The organism is Paenibacillus sp. A3, from assembly GCF_001399685.1.
Classification (GTDB): domain Bacteria; phylum Bacillota; class Bacilli; order Paenibacillales; family NBRC-103111; genus Paenibacillus_G.
Genome location: NZ_JTHN01000353.1, coordinates 1 through 655, shown reverse-complemented (window position 1 = coordinate 655; position 655 = coordinate 1). Strand labels below are relative to the sequence as shown.

The window sequence follows — 655 nt, the reverse complement described above, 5'->3', positions numbered from 1 at the left end:
GCCGGGATTGACCGTCTTCTCGACATGGCGCGCACGGTCGTTAACGTGCTTGGCAACTCTCTGGCAGCGGTAGTCATGTCCAAGTGGGAAGGGCAATACGACAAGCAAAAGGGACTCGCTTACGCCGCTACAGTCAAGGAAACGTCGAAGCAGGCGCTGAAGCCGACGGCCTAAATCCGCTAGTACTAGATTTTCCAACAAGAGCCGATACTATGTACAAAAAAAGCCGCGTCTCCGATTAGAGAGAGCGCGGCTTTTGCGTTGAATTACATGCCGTTTGTTTTGGCCATCAACTGCTCAAGGGTAATAACGTCTTTCGGAATGCCGATTTTGAACTCCGGCTTTTCGTTGATCTTGGAGTATTCCGCCTTGATGTTGGCGCCGATTTGATACGGCTTGCCATTATCTTTGACCTCCAGGCCTACGTTCATATCGTGATATACCGGGAAACCTTTTTTATTGACGGCTGTCGTGATTTGCAGGTCCTTAACTTTCACGTCTTCCTTCATTTTGGCGATTTCGGATTTGAGCTTGTCTCCGGAATTGGCCGTCAAATCTTTCTTCGCCTGCTCCAGGTCTTCTTTCTTGAAGTCAAACACTTTTGCGTATTTGTCGCTCATCATCAGATCGAGCACTTCCGGCAGCACTTTCTCGG

The 655-nt window shown here is 49.3% G+C and carries 2 protein-coding genes; one reads left to right on the top strand and one right to left on the bottom strand.

The features are described 5' to 3' along the window. On the top strand, positions 1-174 hold a 174-nt coding region (locus tag QJ48_RS37225; RefSeq protein ID WP_157261864.1), incomplete at its 5' end, for a cation:dicarboxylate symporter family transporter. Positions 175-266: 92 nt separating this feature from the next. Here QJ48_RS37225 and QJ48_RS37840 read toward each other — a convergent pair. Then, a partial coding sequence (locus QJ48_RS37840; protein ID WP_337589651.1) for a DUF6612 family protein occupies positions 267-655 on the bottom strand: 389 nt, incomplete at its 5' end.